The sequence below is a fragment of the Streptomyces sp. SID5469 genome, assembly GCF_009862865.1.
Lineage (GTDB): Bacteria > Actinomycetota > Actinomycetes > Streptomycetales > Streptomycetaceae > Streptomyces > Streptomyces avermitilis.
Map to the genome: position 1 here is coordinate 8,531,362 of NZ_WWIN01000001.1, position 14,074 is coordinate 8,545,435.

Sequence of the window (14,074 nt, forward strand, 5' to 3'; positions counted from 1 at the left end):
CGAGGAGTGGCTTTGACGAACAACTCCCTTGTCCTGGCCACGATGGGCGGCTCCTGGGGAGCCGGCAGCGGTGACGGCGTTCCGCCCCGCGCGACCCATCGCACCCGACGAGACGTGAACTCGACCATCACTGGAGACCCTTTATGCAGAAACCTTTCCCCCGTGCACCGGCCGTGCGATGTCTGTACCGGACGGCGTGCGCGACCGCGGCGGCCGCGCTGGTGGTGCCGCTGCTGGTCACCGGGCCGTCGAGCGACGCCCAGGGTGAGGCGACGACGCGGTTGCAGCGCGCGTTCGCCGACGCGGCGGCCGAGTACCGGGTGCCGCAGAGCGTCCTGCTCGGCGTGTCGTACCTGCAGTCCCGGTGGGACACGCACGACGGTGCCCCGAGCGTCATCGGCGGCTATGGGCCGATGCACCTCACCGACACACGCACGGCCCTCGCCGAGGCCCCGCATCACGGCGTGACCCGCGACACGGCCCCGCCGCTCGCGGTGGCGGCGGGGCCGCAGCAGCCCGCCCCCCGGCTTCCCGGCCAGCTGACGACTCTGGAGCGGGTAGCCGGGCTGATAGGGGTCCCGGCGGCCCGGCTGCGTACGGACGCCGACGTGAACGTACGGGGCGGCGCCGCCCTCCTGGCGGCGACACAGCGCCGGCTCGGCAAGCCGCTGAGTGCCGATCCGGCCGACTGGTGGAGCGCGGTGGCGCGCTTCTCCGGCGCGGACGACAGCGCGACGGCGGCGACGTTTGCGAACGACGTCTTCGCGGTGATCCGCGCCGGCGCGCACCGCACCACGGACACCGGGCAGCGGGTCACGCTCGCGGCGAGCCCGGGTGTGCGGCCCGACTCCAGGCAGGTGCGGGCCATACGGCCACGTGCGACGGCCGACCCCGATGTCGAGTGCCCCGCGACGCTCGCCTGCGATTGGATTCCCGCCCCGCACACGGAGTTCGGCGACGACCAGTACGGCAATCACGACCTGGCCGACCGTCCCAAGGACCAGCGAGTCGAGTACATCGTCATTCATGACACCGAGGCCACCCGGACCTCCATGATCGACACGGTGCAGGACCCCAGCGAGGCGTCCTGGCATTACACCGTCCGTTCCAGCGACGGCCACATAACGCAGCATGTCAAGACCAAGGACGTGGCCTGGCACTCCGGGAGCCAGTTCGTGAACGCCCGCTCGATCGGCGTCGAGCACGAGGGGTTCCTCACGCAGCCGGACGCCTGGTACTCGGAGCAGATGTACCGGTCCTCGGCCCGCCTGGTGGCGTACCTGGCGAAGAAGTACGGCGTCCCGCTGGACCGGCAGCACATCTTCGGCCACGACAATGTGCCGGCCCCGACCGCCTCGTCGATCCCCGACATGCACGACGACCCCGGCCCCTTCTGGGACTGGCGGCACTACTTCGACCTCCTCGGCGCGCCCCTGCGCGCCACGGCCGGGGCGGACAGCGACCTCGTCACCGTGCTGCCGGACTTCCGCACGAATCAGCCGCTGTACACGGGCTGCAACGAGTCGGGCAAGCCCTGCGCACCACATGGCTCCAGCGCGGTCCGCGTCCACACCGAGCCGCACGAGGACGCCCCGCTGATCCAGGACCCGGGGCGGCGCCCGGACGGCGAGGACTCGACGGCCGACGTCAACGACCTGGGCTCGCGCATCTCCACCGGCCAGACGTACGCCGTCGCCGAACGCCGCGGTGACTGGACGGCGATCTGGTACCTGGGCCAGAAGGCCTGGTTCAAGAACCCGAAGAGGAATCCGACGGCCGTCGGAGCCTCAGGTCTGATGGTGACCCCGAAGGACGGCCTGAGGAGCGTGCCGGTCTACGGGCGCGCCCACCCGGAAGAGGAGGCGTACCCCTCGGAGGTGCCCGTGCAGCCCGACTCACCGCTTCCGTACGAACTCCTCGAGGGCCAGCGGTACGCGACGCAGGGCCGTACGAGCGGCTCGTACTTCCAGCCGTCGGCCACCGACGCCGCACTGAACCACGTGGTGAAGGGAGAAGACCTGTACTACGAGATCCAGTTCGGCCATCGGATCGGATTCGTCCGCGCGGCCGATGTGGATGTGGTGCACGCCGACAAGCGGTAGCGCCTCGTCAGGTTCCGGGGTGGGTCAGGGGAATTCGCTCACGGCGTGTTCCTCTGACTCCCACGGCGGGATCAACGCTGGTCCCGCGCAACGGTGTTGGTGACAGGCCGGCCATTTCAAGCCATGGACCACGGCGTCCCGGACGGGAGCGACTTCCCGGCACGTCGGCTGACTGCGTAGCCCCCGATACCGGCCAGGGCCAGCAGGGTCCCGAGGCTCCCGAGAGGCATCAGCACCGTCGGCACGGCGGAGCCCTCCGGCACTCGTCCCCGCACTCCGCACTCCGGACGCCGCGACGCTGCCTGACCGCTCGCTGAGGTGGAAACGCGAGTCGTCGGCGTCGCTCGCGTCAATCCGCTCGACGAAGAGCCGATCCTCCCGGGGGTACGTGGCTCTCATCGAGTCGCCCATGACGGTGGCCGTCCTGTAGTTCGCGAGGGTGTACACGATGGTTCCCGACAGGAGAGCCAACCCGAGTGGTGCCAACACCCGGGCCGCCTTGGTGAACCAGCAGATCGTTCCTCGCTGCCGCATGAGCATCCCTCCCGTTGCACCGCCCGACGGCTGTGCGGGCCGGCGGAGGCTATGCGGCCGCCGGGGCGGAAACGAGCCCAGCTCCGGCCCGCGCCGGCCACCCGCGGCCGGCGCCTCTCCTGGAAGGCCGCGGTGCAGAAGGCCGCGGTGATCTACCCACACTCCGACGAAGGGCGGGAGCAGGGAAGTTGCCGCCGGGCTGGACGCGAGACGGAGCCTGAGTCCGGGAAAGCCCTGCGCTGTCAGGCCGGACGGTCGAGCGCGCCGACGATGAGGACTTCGAGCTGCTGTGCCACCTGGTCCAGGGGGTCCGTGCTGCGCTTGGCGCGGCACATGGCGATGGCGCCCTCGACGGATGCCACGATGAGGGCCGCGAGCCCCGGAGCCTGGTCGGAGTCGGCGCCATGCGCCCGCAGTGCCTGGGCGAGCAGGTGCTCCCACTCCTCGAACGCCTCGGCGGCGGCGACGAGCGCCGGTGGGATCTCGTCGGCCGGCGGCTCCTCGACCGAGACGGCCAGCACGGGGCAGCCGGCACGGAAGTCGCTCTCGACGACGATGCCGCGCCACAGCGCCAGGAAGGCCCGCAGGCCGGCGACCGGGCCCGCGGCCAATTCCTTGCGCAGGATGCGGGCGACCGCTTCTCCCGCGTAGCGCACTGCCTCGGTGGCCAGCTGCTGCTTGCCCTCGGGGAAGAAGTGGTAGGTCGAGCCGAGCGGTGCCTTGGCGTGTTTGGCCAGCTCCCGGATGCTCGTGGCGTTCAGGCCACGCCGGCTGATCAGGTCGGCGGCACCGGCCACGATGCGCTCACGTGACGGCGCGTTGGATCGAGCCAAGACCGTACTCCTCTCTGGCTATAACGCTCGTCATAGTCTAGCGTGACCTCCGGTTATAACGACTGTTATAGATCCTGTGCGCAGAGCTGTGCCCAGAGCTGTGCGCACAGCTGTGCGCAGAACTGTGCACATCCGAAGGGAGACTTCGCCATGCCGATGATCCGGCTCACCGTCCCGCCCGGTTCCCTGACCGAGGAGGGCCGCAGGACCGTCCAGCGCGACCTGGCGGCCGTCCTGCTGCGCTGGGAGGGAGCGCCCGACACCGCGTTCTTCCGCGCCCAGGCGTGGAGCTACCTCGTCGAGCTGCCCGAAGGGGCACAGACGACCGCCGAGGACGACGCACCCCGCTTCCTCGTGGAGGTGACGGTTCCCCGGGGCGCGCTGTCCGAGCGGCGCAGGGCCGGGCTGGTCGAGGACGCCACCAGGACCGTCCTCGACGCCGCCGGGCTCACCCAGTCGGACGCCCCGCGCGTGTGGGCACTGGTGCACGAACAGCCCGACGGCACCTGGGGCGCGGGCGGCTCCGTCATCCGCTACGCCGACCTGGTGGCCTTGGCGAAGGGGCAGCGGGCCGATGCGTGAACTGACCTACACCGGCCGGAACACCGTCGAGTGGCGCGAGGCGCCCGACCCCAAGCTCCAGTCCGACCAGGAGGCGATCGTCGTGCCGGTGGCCGCCACGTCCTGCGACGTCGACTCCATGATCCTGGCCGGTCACGGCTTCATCGACCCGCCCTTCGCCCTCGGTCACGAATGCGTGGGCCGGGTCGTCGAGACCGGCGACGCCGTCACCACCGTCGCCCCCGGTGACCTGGTGGTCGTCCCCTGGTCCATCAACTGCGGCACGTGCGACAACTGCCGCGCCGGACTGACCGCGCACTGCACGGCCGTACCGCACATGGCCATGTACGGCGCGCCGATCGGCGGCAGTTGGGGCGGTCTCTTCTCCGACCTGGTCCGCGTGCCGTGGGCGGACGCCATGCTCGTACCCCTGCCCGCCGGCCTCGACCCGGTCGCCATGGCCTCGGCGAGCGACAACTGGTCCCTGTCGTGGCGCCTGGTGGCCCCCCACCTGAAGAACAAGCCCGGCGCCCGCGTCCTGGTCGTCGCCCGCGGCAGCATCGGCCTGTATGTCTGCGACATCGCCCGCGCGCTCGGCGCCTCCGACATCCTGTACGTCGACCCGGACCCCGAACACCGCGAGATCGCCCGCGGCTACGGCGCCGCCACCGCCGAGACGCTCGAGCCCTTCCCGCATGGCTTCGACATCGCCGTCGAGGCCACCGGACGCGTCGACCAACTCGCCCTGGCCGTCAAGTCCCTTGCCCCGGAAGGCATCTGCGAGTCCGCCGGCAACCACTTCCGGCCCGGCGAGCTGCCCCTGCTCGACATGTACCTCACCGGAGTCACCCTGCGCATCGCCCGCGACAACGTCCGCAACCACATCCCCGACGCCCTCGAACTCGCCGCCTCCGGCAAGGTCGCCCCCGAGCGCGTCGTCTCCCACGTCCTCGACTGGGAGCAACTCCCCGACGCGCTGCCCGAGAAGCACCTCAAGCCCGTCTTCGTCCGCGCCGACAGCTGACCGCGTCCCGACCCCGGCCCTTCACGCCCCGACCGAGAGACCCGCCTGAGCATCCTCCTTCTTCGCAGATGGGCGCCCAAGCCGTCGCGGCCGGGCTCGGCCCGCGCGCCGTTCTCCGGCTCAGCACCGCTCTCATCGCCCTGAGCCTGATCCCGGTGCGCCGCGTGCTGCGGCCCACCCTCCGCCACGACACCGGCGGCGGACCACTCCAGGCCTTCGCCGCGATGTCACGGCGGCCGCCCCCGGTCAGGCGCCCGCCGACCGGTCCGTCGAGCTCGACCTCGCCGGACTGCGCCATCTCGACCATGCCCGCACGAGCGCCTTGCAGAACTGGGCCGACCAGTACAACGCCCGCATCGTCCAGCCCGAGCGCTCCCGCACCCGGGCATGAGTGCCGGCCCGTGGGGCGGTTGTCCCGACCGCCCCACGGGCTCGCGATGACATACGAGGTGAACGGCCACTTGCGTTCACCCGTACCCCCAGCCGTACGCCTGTCCGCTGGTGGGGACAGGAAGAGCGCGGATACGCGGATACGGAGTAGCACGTGCTTCAGCAGCCACGGCAGTCACAGCAGCGATCGCGCGGCCGCGGCGGCCGCGTCACCCGCACGGCCCGCCTGGCGCGCGCTGCCGTACTGGCCGGGAGTCTGGCCCTCCTTCCCCTCAGCACGGCGTGCAGCGGAGGCGAGGACGATGCCGCCAAGAAGAGCAAGGCGTCGCCGACGACAGTGACCGACGCCCCAGCGGCGGGGGCGGTGGCACCGGCGAAGGTCGAGGTGATCGCCAACCTGACCGGCTGCAAGCCCAAGATCCGTATCGACGCGGACGAACTGCGCCAGGGCCTCTGTCACACGAAGGAGATCGACTACCTCATCACCACCTTCCCCGAGGAGAAGTACCAGCAGGCTTGGCTGGACTCCGCCGCCGTCTACGGGGGCAAGTACCTGGTCGGCCTGCGGTGGATCGTCAGCGCGAAGAAACCGGAGATGCTGGAGCAGTTCCGCACCAAGCTCGGCGGGACGATTCGACAACTGCGTGGCATAGGCCCGACCCCGGCCCCGAGCACGTCGTGACAGCCTCCCCGTTCCGGCCCCCGCACTGCGGCGAGTCCGTGGCGGAGGTGTGCCGCCGGACCGTCGCCCGACCTGAGGCTGCCCGCCGATGCCGGTCGGGTGTCGGCCGTGGCCGTGGCGCGCGCTGCGCTGCCGCATGCGCCGGGCGCGCCGCAGCAGTCGTTCCGGCGCGTCGACGTTCCGCTGCTGTCCGCCATTCAGCTCACCGGTCAGTCCGGCCGCTGGAACCCGCGGGCCGGTGCCGTCGGGAGCGGTGAGTCGCGCCGGCCGGGGGTCGGTTCGTAGGAGCTGATCGTGTACAGGGCTTCGTCGTCGATGGAGTTCTTGTCCCAGTCCAGGGAGATCCGCACGGGGTGGCCGTCGGCGGCGTAGTCCGCGTCCGCCGTGTCCGCGTCTTCGCTGCGGGCCTGCTTCAGCGTCTTCAACAGCTCGCCGATCGTGGGTACTTCGGCGCGCAGATCCTGTACCTGCCGCCGGCTGTCCTCGTCGAGCCCGACCACTTCCGCCACCTTGCCGTCGCGTACCTGCACCTGGAAGGTCCCCGCCAGGACCTGGGTGTTCGATGTCAGCGTGTAGGAGTACGAGACAGGTTCCTCCCAGGTGCTCTGTGGCTTGGTCTCGGCGGAACCTGCGGATGTCGAGGAGCCGCAGGCTGTGGTCGCGCACGACAGGGCGGCGAGCAGCACGGCGGCGGACAGGAAACGAGCACGGGCACGTCCGGCGGTCATGGTGACTCCCTCGGGGTCGGTTACCGCTGGGACGCCGGGCGGCTCAAGAACGTTCACGGAGGCCGCGGGCGGGCGCCCCGCTCACTGTCCGACCCGAGCAGGTTCGCCCGCCGGCACACACTTCGGCCGGGACGGCGGGCGGTGCTGTGCTCCAGGGGGGACCTACGGTATGGCCAGCTCGGCCCAGATCGTCTTCCCGGACGAGGTGTACCGCGTGCCCCAGCGCTGGGACACCTGGGCGACGAGGAACAGGCCGCGGCCTCCTTCGTCGTCCCGACGTGCTCGCCGTAGATGGGGTGCGGTGTGCGCGTTGTCGGAGACCTCGCACAGCAGGCAGCGATCCCTGATCAGCCTCAGCATGACGGGCCCGGTGGCGTACCGGATGCCGTTGGTGACCAGCTCGCTCACCACGAGAGAGGCGGTGAACGACAGTTCGGACAGGCCCCAGATCGCCAATTGGCGCTCAGTGAGTGTGCGGGCGTGAGCCACCATGGTCGGCTCAGGCGGCAGCTCCAGGTCCGCCACATGGTCGGCGCCGAGCCGCCGGGTGCGGACGAGCAGCAGCGTGGCATCGTCCGCCTGTGGTCCGGGCGGCATGTCCGACAGCGCCCGGTCGCACAGCTCCTCCAGCGGGCATCGTTGCCAGGTGAGCACCTGGGCCAGACGGTCGATACCGATGTCGATGTCGGTGCGCCGGTCCTCCACGACCCCGTCGGTGAAGAACGCCACCACGCTGCCGCTGGACAGGTTCAGCTCAACGTTCTCGTAGGGCAGGCCCCCCAGCCCCAGGGGCGGTCCCGGCGCCAGCGCGGACAAGGCCACCGAGCCGCTCGCATCGGCCACGATCGGCGGGGGATGGCCCGCGCTCGCCCAGACGCACCGGCTGCTGACCGGGTCGTAGATCGCGTACAGGCAGGTCACCCCGAGCGCCTCGTCGATCGGCCCGCCCTCCGCGTGGGAGTCCGAGTCCTGCGCGACCAGGTCGTCCAGCCGGGTGAGCAGCTCGGCCGGATCCAAGTCCAGCAGGGCCAGGGTCCGTACGGTGGCGCGCAGCCGGCCCATGGTCGCGGCCGCGTGCACACCGTGGCCCACCACGTCGCCGACGGTCAGGCCCACTCGGGCACCGGACAGCGGGATCACGTCGAACCAGTCGCCGCCCACGCCCACGCGGCTGTCGGCAGGCAGGTAGCGGTACGCCACGTCGACGGCGCTCTGCTCAGGCAGGTGCTGTGGCAGCAGGCTGCGCTGCAGTACCAGGGCCGCCGCATGCTGGCTGGTGTAACGGCGGGCGTTGTCGATGCCGACGGCGGCTCGCTCGGCCAGTTCCACGGCGAGCGTCTGCTCCTCGGGGCCGAAGGGATCGGGGTTGCTGCTGCGCCGGAAGGTGACAAGGCCGAGGATCGCATCGCGGGTGAGCAGCGGGACGAACAGGCAGGAGTGCGGGGCGGCCGATCCCTCCCCGCCCGGTGCCTCGGGCGGGGAGGCGTCGACGACGGGGCGGCTGGTGGCCAGGCTCAGTGCCTGCGGTGACGAGGGTGGGTAGGAGACGGGACTGGTCCGGAATCCTTCCGGGGTCCGGCCGTGCATCCGCAGCAGACTGTGCCCCGGCGCCGAGCCCGTCGGCGGCTGCCGTCCCTCGATGACCGCCGGCGGCAGGTCCACGAGCACCTCGTCGGCCAGCTGCGGTACCGCCACGTCGGCAATCTCCGCGGCCGTACGGCGCACGTCCAGCGAGGCACCGATGCGCTTTCCTGCCCGCACCAGCAGCGACAGGCGTTCCTGTGCGCGGTAGCGGTCGGTGATGTCCAGGGACTCCTCGAACAGCCCCAGCGGTTCGCCTCGGGCGTCCAGCATCCGGTGGTACGAGCAGGACCAGACGTGCTCGCGCCCCGGGTCGGCGGGGGCGCGCCCGCGGTAGTGCATGCCGATGATCGGTTCCCCCGTCGTCAGCACGTGCTCCATGATCTGGTCTTCGTCCGGGGGGTGGTGGCGGGAGATGAATTCGCCCTCAGGAAAGAGGTCCGCGGCCGGTCGGCCGGTGTACTGGGCGACTCCCCCGAGTTCCAAGTCGGTGGAGATGTTCCCCCAGACGACGCGCATGTCGCTGTCGAAGATCGTCAGGCCCACGGAAGACTCGGTCGCCAGTCCCTGCAGCATCGCCAACTGCGCTTCCCAGCTGCGTAGCGCCTCCACCTCGGCCGCGACCACGACGGTCGCAGCGACGCCCCGGTCCGAGAGGGGGCTGAACGTCACGGCCGCGCGCAGGGTACGTCCGTCCCGACAGCAGAGGTCCAAGACGGTGCTGCGGGGCTTGTGCGCCTTGCACAGGGCGGACAGCCGCTGGCCCGTGGGCTGGCCCGAGGGAGCGGCCAGCAGCCGGGTGGCCGACTTGCCGAGCACATCCTCGGGTGAATGTCCGAGGAGGCGCTGGGCCGAGAATCCCCACCCGGAAATGCGGCCTTCGTCGTCCAGCACCGCGGCCGCGGCCTTGGAGAGGTCCAGAGGACTATGGAAATCGACGTCGGCCGCATGCGGAAAACGATCCATGACACCGCTTCCCTTCGTGTTTTCTCAGCATCCCGTGCCGCACGACGGACGACAACCGCACGCGCGCTTGTCACCTGCTCACACAGGGCGACCACCGATGGTTTTCCGGACGCGACCCACCAGGCAGCATGCGACGGGGGGCGGCCTGGAAACGGCCCACACGCAACCCCACTCGTCATGGCGCCCGACCCAGCCGCTCGACGAGGTGCCGGCTCATCCCGGCGCCTCCGCCTGCCGCCTGCCGCCGGCCGCCGGCCGTGGTCCGGATGACGGCCGGCCTGCTGAACCGGCTGCCGTGCCTTCGTTCGGCACCGGGGCGAAGCGGCGGTGCCAGGGGGCCGCGGCGGCGGGCTCCGGCCTGGAGGCATGACCCGAGGGTGGCCAGCGGCACGCCGTTCGGACCTCGGTGTGAGCAGCAACAACAGCGGCTGGGCCGCCGGTGACCGCGCGACCGTACGACCAGGCCACCGAGCGCCTCTGCCGACCGGTCCGAACGGCGTACCCCCGTTTGACGTAGACGGGCCTCATCAAGCGGCACTGATCAGGGCTGCAAAAACTGCGCTGTCCACGGCTTGACCAGTGGTGATTGCCCCGCTGTCCACCCGAACGGGCGAGTGGTGAGTAGCACCACAAATACCTCTTCTGGGGGAGATTTTCGACGTGGCGTGCGTCACGATCCTTCTCAAGCCCTCACTGAGGATGGTGAGGCGGTCCGGGTGGACGCCGAATCCTGCCGACGCCCGGATGTCTGACCACACACGGAGATCGGCAGGAGCGGGGGACCCAAGATAAGTGCCGGTCCGCGAACTGACTCTGATGTGACGTCAGTGAATCAGGAGCCGGCTCGGGGTGAAGCCACATGAGTGGGTGTGGCCGGACTTCTTCGCCGTCCGAACCCGACAGCTCACCTCGCAGGCGGCTGACGAAGGTGCGGGAAGCCATGACGGCAACGCAGAACGGCCCGCAGCTCTCGGGGTCCAGGGACGAGCCTCCGAAGAGCAACAAGAAGACGGATGCCTTGATCGCGGTGTTGATCGCGATCATCGGTGGCTGCTTCGCGGGCATCGTCCGTCGGACGATGGAGGGGGTCTCGTACTACGAGGCCATCAGTACAGGAGCCCTTGCGGCACTGGGGCTGGGCGGTTTCATCTTTGTGATCTTGACCTACATCAGGTCTTGATCCAGTAGTACATACGTGGCTTCAACTAGACCCCCACCAACCCTCGGGGGCATCAAGACCAAGGTCTTCACGGAGACCCCGTAGAAGACGTTGAAGGACGCGGGAGAGGTCTTGGCACCCAGACCAAGACCTCTCCTTTCGTGATCATGAAACGGGAACTCATCGTCGCCCGGGCCGTGTGCTTGGCGCCGAGCACTTCTTCTGCCGGAGTTCATGCCTTTGAGGCAGAACACAGGATCGTGCTGCCCGAGCCGTATCGGGCCTTCGTCGCTGAGATAGCGGACGGTTCGTACTCCGGGCCGCCCGAGTATGGACTGCTGTCGGTGGCGGAGCTGCCGGACGACTGGGGCGATGACGAGCAGGAACGCGACCTGAGTAAGCCGTTCCCGCTGGTGGAGGCATGGATGTGGGAGGAGGACTCGGACCCGTCCGAGGATGCCGACGAGCTCCTGGAGCAGGTCTACAACCACGGCTCGATCGTGCTCGGCACCGACGGGTGCGCGATGAACTGGCATCTCATCGTCACCGGACCTCACCGAGGACACGTCTGGCTGATCAGTGACGTCGGCGCTGTCCCCTTCGGTGCGCAGTTCGGGTTCACCACTGCTGAGCCTGGCTTTGCGGGCTGGGTCCGGCATTGGGCAGCGAACAAGCCCTGGCATGACGCTGCGTGACTTTTCAGGAGTGCGGCCTGCGGCGGTTCTCTCCAATCCGATCGACTTCATGGGTTCAGTGAGCGGGACGAAGCTGTCGGCTGGGCGACGGGGCGGCCGACCACGGCCACGGCGCGCAGGATGCCGGTGTCGTCGGCGGCACCGACCGAGAAGACCTGTCCGGCGGGCGGGGGGTGGTGCCGATGCCGGAGGCGGACGAAATCCTCGGCGTCACGGGAGCGGACGGGCACCAGGTGCGGGCGGGACTCGTTCATGCCGCCGTTCCGAAGTCGGACTGCGGCGGCGTGTGTTTCGCTGCGCCGTGCTCGACTTGCGCCCGTGGTGTCTGGAGCCCGGCGCGGCAGAACTGTCTGCGGCGTCCGACCACGCGTCGAAGGTGACCACGCTGGTCGATCCACCGCCCGGCCTCGGTGATCGAGCGGGCCTCTGCTACTTGGCGGGCCTCCGCGAACGAGGCCGAGGTCGTGGCTGGCTTTGATGCGTAGCCGGCGGCTACGCGGCTCGGTAGTCGGCGAGCGGGGACGTGTCCTGATGAGTGCCTGTGTCTGACCCGGCCCTGCCAGGCCGGCGTCCTCATGTCCGGTGCCAGGCGACGTTGTGGAACACCGCGAGGGGCAGCCGGATCCCGGCTGCCCCTCGCACCCGCTTCAGCGGTCCGGCGTCGCGGTCCGGACCTGCTGCCTGGTCATCTGGACAGCGGCGTAGACGACGAGCGGGGTTGCCATCGCGGGCAGGGTGCGGCGGATGACGAGGCCGAGGGCGACGCCCAGGACGAAGGCGAAAGCGGCCTGGGCCATGGGGACGACACCCCGTGCGGCGAAGGTCACGGGGTCGAGCCGCGGGAAGTACGTGTCCGTCGCGCCACCGTCGTTGACAGCCCGGTCGATGGGGCTGCTCCACCAACTCACCGCGAGTGCGGCCAGTCGGGCCGCGGTCAGGGCGGCCGCCGCACCAAGGCCCGGCTTGGTCGCCGGCCGGCGTGTGCGGGTGACGCCCTGGTTCCACGCCAGGTAGTGGGTACCGGTCTCCAGTTCACGGGAGATCAGCGGCGCGCGGCACGGAGTTCACCACCGGGCACCTCGATCCGGAAGCCGGAAGCCGAGCTGACCACACGGGACGCCCGCTGGCAGCTGTGGGCGGGGAACTCCAAGCTCAGTCGTGCGCCCCGGAGGGCGCCTGACGGGCATCTTGCCTGGTCAGGCGCCCTTTTTCGGTGGCTAGAAGAAGCCCAGCTTCTTCGGCGAGTACGACACCAGTAGGTTCTTCGTCTGCTGGTAGTGGTCCAGCATCATCTTGTGGGTCTCGCGGCCGATGCCCGAGCCCTTGTAGCCGCCGAACGCCGCGTGGGCCGGGTAGGCGTGGTAGCAGTTCGTCCAGACGCGGCCCGCCTGGATGGCACGGCCCGCGCGGTACGCGGTGTTGATGTCCCGCGTCCATACGCCCGCGCCGAGCCCGTACAGCGTGTCGTTGGCGATCTTGATGGCGTCGTCGAAGTCATTGAACGACGTCACCGAGACGACCGGACCGAAGATCTCCTCCTGGAAGATCCGCATACGGTTGTCGCCCTCGAAGATGGTCGGCTGGACGTAGTAACCGCCCTTCAACTCACCGTCGTGCTCGATGCGTTCGCCGCCGGTGAGGATCTTCGCGCCCTCCTGCCGGCCGATGTCCAGATAGGAGAGGATCTTCTCCAGCTGGTCGTTGGACGCCTGGGCGCCGATCATCGTGTCCGTGTCGAGCGGGTGACCGGTCTTGATCAGCTCGGTGCGGGCGACCGCCGCCTCCATGAACTCGGCGTACTGGCCGCGCTGGACGAGCGCCCGGGACGGGCAGGTGCACACCTCGCCCTGGTTGAGGGCGAACATCGTGAAGCCTTCGAGCGCCTTGTCACGGAAGTCGTCGTTCGCCGACCAGACGTCGTCGAAGAAGATGTTCGGGGACTTGCCGCCGAGTTCGAGCGTGACCGGGGTGATGTTCTCGGAGGCGTACTGCATGATCAGCCGCCCCGTCGTGGTCTCGCCGGTGAACGCCACCTTCGCCACCCGCGGGCTGGACGCGAGCGGTTTGCCCGCCTCCACCCCGAACCCGTTGACGATGTTCAGCACGCCCGGCGGCAGCAGGTCGGCCACCAGGCTCAGCCAGTAGTGGATGGACGCCGGGGTCTGTTCGGCGGGCTTGAGGACGACCGCGTTGCCCGCCGCGAGGGCCGGGGCGAGCTTCCACGTCGCCATCAGGATCGGGAAGTTCCACGGGATGATCTGCGCGACCACGCCGAGCGGCTCGTGGAAGTGGTACGCGACCGTGTCGTCGTCGACCTCGCCGAGGGAACCCTCCTGCGCGCGGATCGCGCCCGCGAAGTAGCGGAAGTGGTCGATGGCCAGCGGAATGTCCGCGGCCAGCGTCTCACGGACCGGTTTGCCGTTCTCCCAGCTCTCCGCGACCGCCAGCTTCTCCAGGTTCGCCTCCATCCGGTCGGCGATGCGGCGGAGGATGTCGGAGCGCTCCGCCACGGACGTGCGGCCCCAGGCGGGGGCGACCGCGTGCGCGGCGTCGAGCGCGCGCTCCACGTCCTCGGCCGTGCCCCGCGCGATCTCCGTGAACGGCTGCCCGTTCACCGGGCTCGGGTTCTCGAAGTACTGTCCGCGGGCCGGCGGCACGTACTCGCCGCCGATGAAGTGGTCATAGCGCGCCTGGTAGGAGACGATCGCGCCGTCGGTGCCGGGCGCTGCGAAACGGGTCATGCTGGCCTGCCTCCCTCAGAAGCGCTGCCCGCCGTTGGGCAGCTCTCGGCGCGAGGCTAGGGACGAGGACGTTGCAAC

Annotated in this window: 12 protein-coding genes and 1 riboswitch; of the genes, 6 read left to right on the forward strand and 6 right to left on the reverse strand. The window is 70.0% G+C overall.

All coding sequences use genetic code 11. The features are described from left to right. Positions 1–143: 143 nt before the first annotated feature. Positions 144–2,102, forward strand: a complete 1,959-nt coding sequence (locus GTY58_RS37185; protein WP_010988561.1) for a peptidoglycan recognition family protein — start codon at positions 144–146, stop codon at positions 2,100–2,102. A 776-nt stretch (positions 2,103–2,878) separates the two neighbouring features. Here GTY58_RS37185 and GTY58_RS37190 read toward each other — a convergent pair. Then, positions 2,879–3,469, reverse strand: coding sequence for a TetR/AcrR family transcriptional regulator (locus GTY58_RS37190; RefSeq protein ID WP_010988562.1), 591 nt, complete (start codon positions 3,467–3,469; stop codon positions 2,879–2,881). Positions 3,470–3,619: 150 nt separating this feature from the next. Here GTY58_RS37190 and GTY58_RS37195 point away from each other — a divergent pair, with 150 nt between their 5' ends. The 3 genes from GTY58_RS37195 to GTY58_RS37205 all read left to right on the forward strand — a co-directional run bounded on the left by GTY58_RS37195 (position 3,620) and on the right by GTY58_RS37205 (position 6,126). Beyond that, positions 3,620–4,051 carry a tautomerase family protein gene (locus GTY58_RS37195; RefSeq protein ID WP_037647054.1) on the forward strand — a complete coding sequence of 144 codons (432 nt, stop codon included), beginning with the start codon at positions 3,620–3,622 and terminating at the stop codon, positions 4,049–4,051. Further along, complete coding sequence (locus GTY58_RS37200; RefSeq protein WP_010988564.1) at positions 4,044–5,054, forward strand: alcohol dehydrogenase catalytic domain-containing protein; 1,011 nt, start codon at positions 4,044–4,046, stop codon at positions 5,052–5,054. The genes GTY58_RS37195 and GTY58_RS37200 overlap by 8 nt, the downstream gene beginning before the upstream one ends. 616 nt (positions 5,055–5,670) lie before the next feature. Next, entirely contained in the window at positions 5,671–6,126 is a 456-nt protein-coding gene (locus GTY58_RS37205) for a hypothetical protein (protein WP_107083156.1), read from the forward strand. Between the two features lie 209 nt (positions 6,127–6,335). Here GTY58_RS37205 and GTY58_RS37210 read toward each other — a convergent pair whose 3' ends face one another. Both GTY58_RS37210 and GTY58_RS37215 read right to left on the reverse strand, forming a co-directional pair. Further along, the gene (locus GTY58_RS37210; RefSeq protein WP_042493996.1) at positions 6,336–6,854 is read right to left on the reverse strand and encodes a DUF6174 domain-containing protein; all 519 of its coding nucleotides are present in this window, start codon (positions 6,852–6,854) and stop codon (positions 6,336–6,338) included. Positions 6,855–7,016: 162 nt separating this feature from the next. Then, positions 7,017–9,401: a SpoIIE family protein phosphatase gene (locus tag GTY58_RS37215; protein ID WP_010988567.1), complete on the reverse strand. Its 2,385-nt coding sequence runs from the start codon at positions 9,399–9,401 to the stop codon at positions 7,017–7,019. Between the two features lie 711 nt (positions 9,402–10,112). Beyond that, positions 10,113–10,334: riboswitch (cyclic di-AMP (ydaO/yuaA leader) on the forward strand. Between the two features lie 7 nt (positions 10,335–10,341). Here GTY58_RS37215 and GTY58_RS37220 point away from each other — a divergent pair. Continuing rightward, positions 10,342–10,581: a hypothetical protein gene (locus tag GTY58_RS37220; RefSeq protein ID WP_037647056.1), complete on the forward strand. Its 240-nt coding sequence runs from the start codon at positions 10,342–10,344 to the stop codon at positions 10,579–10,581. A 146-nt stretch (positions 10,582–10,727) separates the two neighbouring features. Then, positions 10,728–11,255 (forward strand): SMI1/KNR4 family protein, encoded by a 528-nt coding sequence (locus GTY58_RS37225; RefSeq protein ID WP_042494641.1) that lies wholly within the window; start codon positions 10,728–10,730, stop codon positions 11,253–11,255. 47 nt (positions 11,256–11,302) lie between these two features. Here the strand turns inward: GTY58_RS37225 and GTY58_RS39920 are convergent, their stop codons facing one another. The 3 genes from GTY58_RS39920 to GTY58_RS37235 all read right to left on the reverse strand — a co-directional run bounded on the left by GTY58_RS39920 (position 11,303) and on the right by GTY58_RS37235 (position 13,996). Beyond that, positions 11,303–11,509, reverse strand: a complete 207-nt coding sequence (locus GTY58_RS39920) for an XF1762 family protein (protein ID WP_010988570.1) — start codon at positions 11,507–11,509, stop codon at positions 11,303–11,305. A 393-nt stretch (positions 11,510–11,902) separates the two neighbouring features. After that, positions 11,903–12,163 carry a hypothetical protein gene (locus GTY58_RS41105; protein WP_010988571.1) on the reverse strand — a complete coding sequence of 87 codons (261 nt, stop codon included), beginning with the start codon at positions 12,161–12,163 and terminating at the stop codon, positions 11,903–11,905. A gap of 309 nt (positions 12,164–12,472) precedes the next feature. Continuing rightward, positions 12,473–13,996, reverse strand: coding sequence for an aldehyde dehydrogenase family protein (locus tag GTY58_RS37235; RefSeq protein WP_010988572.1), 1,524 nt, complete (start codon positions 13,994–13,996; stop codon positions 12,473–12,475). Between the last annotated feature and the right edge of the window lie 78 nt (positions 13,997–14,074).

Coding starts and splice junctions, on each gene's coding strand:
- GTY58_RS37220 (WP_037647056.1), top strand. CDS start 10,342: ATGACGGCAACGCAGAACGGCCCGCAGCTCTCGGGGTCCAGGGACGAG.
- GTY58_RS37225 (WP_042494641.1), top strand. CDS start 10,728: ATGAAACGGGAACTCATCGTCGCCCGGGCCGTGTGCTTGGCGCCGAGC.
- GTY58_RS39920 (WP_010988570.1), bottom strand. CDS start 11,509: ATGAACGAGTCCCGCCCGCACCTGGTGCCCGTCCGCTCCCGTGACGCC.
- GTY58_RS37185 (WP_010988561.1), top strand. CDS start 144: ATGCAGAAACCTTTCCCCCGTGCACCGGCCGTGCGATGTCTGTACCGG.
- GTY58_RS37235 (WP_010988572.1), bottom strand. CDS start 13,996: ATGACCCGTTTCGCAGCGCCCGGCACCGACGGCGCGATCGTCTCCTAC.
- GTY58_RS37210 (WP_042493996.1), bottom strand. CDS start 6,854: ATGACCGCCGGACGTGCCCGTGCTCGTTTCCTGTCCGCCGCCGTGCTG.
- GTY58_RS37195 (WP_037647054.1), top strand. CDS start 3,620: ATGCCGATGATCCGGCTCACCGTCCCGCCCGGTTCCCTGACCGAGGAG.
- GTY58_RS37200 (WP_010988564.1), top strand. CDS start 4,044: ATGCGTGAACTGACCTACACCGGCCGGAACACCGTCGAGTGGCGCGAG.
- GTY58_RS37215 (WP_010988567.1), bottom strand. CDS start 9,401: ATGGATCGTTTTCCGCATGCGGCCGACGTCGATTTCCATAGTCCTCTG.